Origin of the sequence: Vibrio sp. 661 (assembly GCF_033339315.1) — a bacterium.
GTDB lineage: Bacteria > Pseudomonadota > Gammaproteobacteria > Enterobacterales > Vibrionaceae > Vibrio > Vibrio alginolyticus.
The window spans coordinates 1-2,059 of record NZ_JAWOUJ010000043.1 but is presented as its reverse complement, the minus strand read 5'-3'; the positions used below and the strand labels follow the sequence as shown (position 1 = coordinate 2,059).

Genomic DNA, 2,059 nt, shown 5'->3' with positions numbered 1-2,059 from the left:
GCGGTAAACGAGTGAGGGAATTTCAGGTAAGATACTTCGGATGAGGAGCAAAAAGGTGGTTTATACTTCCTATACCCTTTATACTTCCTATACCCCGGTTATCCGGTGGTTTTCTGTTTGCGGAATAAAACAGATTAGTGACAGTTTTCTCAGAATGGCGTGTTCCGGTGACTTCTGTTTTCGTGTGCTGCATCCGGAAGTGTCAGGCCCGCCGGATATGAAAAAGGCCTCCGGAGAGTACCGTGACTTTATTTTCGGCACAAATACAGGGGTCGATGGATAAATACGGCGATAGTTTCCTGACGGATGATCCGTATGTACCGGCGGAAGACAAGCTGCAAACCTGTCAGATGGAGATTGATTTAATGGCGGATGTGCTGAGAGCACCGCCCCGTGAATCCGCAGAACTGATCCGCTATGTGTTTGCGGATGATTGGCCGGAATAAATAAAGCCGGGCTTAATACAGATTAAGCCCGTATAGGGTATTATTACTGAATACCAAACAGCTTACGGAGGACGGAATGTTACCCATTGAGACAACCAGACTGCCTTCTGATTATTAATATTTTTCACTATTAATCAGAAGGAATAACCATGAATTTTACCCGGATTGACCTGAATACCTGGAATCGCAGGGAACACTTTGCCCTTTATCGTCAGCAGAATAAATGCGGATTCAGCCTGACCACCAAACTCGATATTACCGCTTTGCGTACCGCACTGGCGGAGACAGGTTATAAGTTTTATCCGCTGATGATTTACCTGATCTCCCGGGCTGTTAATCAGTTTCCGGAGTTCCGGATGGCACTGAAAGACAATGAACTTATTTACTGGGACCAGTCAGACCCGGTCTTTACTGTCTTTCATAAAGAAACCGAAACATTCTCTGCACTGTCCTGCCGTTATTTTCCGGATCTCAGTGAGTTTATGGCAGGTTATAATGCGGTAACGGCAGAATATCAGCATGATACCAGATTGTTTCCGCAGGGAAATTTACCGGAGAATCACCTGAATATATCATCATTACCGTGGGTGAGTTTTGACGGATTTAACCTGAACATCACCGGAAATGATGATTATTTTGCCCCGGTTTTTACGATGGCAAAGTTTCAGCAGGAAGGTGACCGCGTATTATTACCTGTTTCTGTACAGGTTCATCATGCAGTCTGTGATGGCTTTCATGCAGCACGGTTTATTAATACACTTCAGCTGATGTGTGATAACATACTGAAATAAATTAATTAATTCTGTATTTAAGCCACCGTATCCGGCAGGAATGGTGGCTTTTTTTTATATTTTAACCGTAATCTGTAATTTCGTTTCAGAATGGTTCAGGATCACTGTACGATAATGCCCCCGCAGTTTGGTAATACCCTTAATAAAAAAGAAACAGCAAAGACTGACAGCAATAATAATAAAGTAAGCAGTAACAATAATATTAACAACACCAGATGCAGTTATAATAATAGTATTTAAGACACCAGAAAGACTGCTGCGACAGTCATTTTGAACAACACCAAAATGCCGTAAAGGCAGTAGTAACAACACCAGTGAAAACATCACGATAGCATAGTGATATGCCTGAGTGTGTGTAATTAAACAATAAATAAACCGCCATATATAACAGAAGATAGTATTCTGAATGGCATGCTTTTCTGTTCAGTATAAACATATCATCCCGGTTGGTATAAGGATGATATATAATAAGTTAAGCTTAACACATATTTATTTTGGTTTTATTTTACAAATAAAGTAAGACGATCCGTTAAGTCAAAGCGGGGTATATTTATTATACCCTGCTTTTTTATTTGTCCGCCGGGCGCGGATAATGGATCAGATTATGCAGTGTCACAATGGCCTTACCGGGATTGGCGTAAGCGTGCGGGATATCCGCATGGAAGCGCAGGGATTCCCCGGCAGAAACGGTGTGCCACTCATCCCCCAGCCGCAGTTGTAATGCGCCTTCCAGTACAATGACATGTTCTCTGGTTCTGAAATCCATCCCTGTCGGTGTTGCTTATGCAGTCTGGTCGGGACTCGGCGTCGTCATAATTACAG

The 2,059-nt window shown here is 42.7% G+C and carries 3 protein-coding genes and 1 pseudogene; 3 read left to right on the top strand and 1 reads right to left on the bottom strand.

The window, feature by feature from the left end; all coding sequences use genetic code 11:
• Window positions 1–242: 242 nt before the first annotated feature.
• Both R7P69_RS24480 and catA read left to right on the top strand, forming a co-directional pair.
• Window positions 243–446 (top strand): hypothetical protein, encoded by a 204-nt coding sequence (locus R7P69_RS24480; RefSeq protein ID WP_197465993.1) that lies wholly within the window; start codon window positions 243–245, stop codon window positions 444–446.
• A 149-nt stretch (window positions 447–595) separates the two neighbouring features.
• The gene (gene catA, locus R7P69_RS24475; protein WP_001011941.1) at window positions 596–1,237 is read left to right on the top strand and encodes a type A chloramphenicol O-acetyltransferase; all 642 of its coding nucleotides are present in this window, start codon (window positions 596–598) and stop codon (window positions 1,235–1,237) included.
• Between the two features lie 568 nt (window positions 1,238–1,805).
• Here the strand turns inward: catA and R7P69_RS24470 are convergent.
• On the bottom strand, window positions 1,806–2,003 hold the full coding sequence (locus R7P69_RS24470) for a cupin domain-containing protein (protein WP_000347577.1): 198 nt from the start codon (window positions 2,001–2,003) through the stop codon (window positions 1,806–1,808).
• Here R7P69_RS24470 and R7P69_RS24465 point away from each other — a divergent pair.
• Window positions 1,984–2,059: pseudogene (locus tag R7P69_RS24465) on the top strand (SMR family transporter); the annotation flags it as partial. The gene R7P69_RS24470 and the pseudogene R7P69_RS24465 overlap by 20 nt on opposite strands.

Coding starts and splice junctions, on each gene's coding strand:
- catA (WP_001011941.1), top strand. CDS start 596: ATGAATTTTACCCGGATTGACCTGAATACCTGGAATCGCAGGGAACAC.
- R7P69_RS24470 (WP_000347577.1), bottom strand. CDS start 2,003: ATGGATTTCAGAACCAGAGAACATGTCATTGTACTGGAAGGCGCATTA.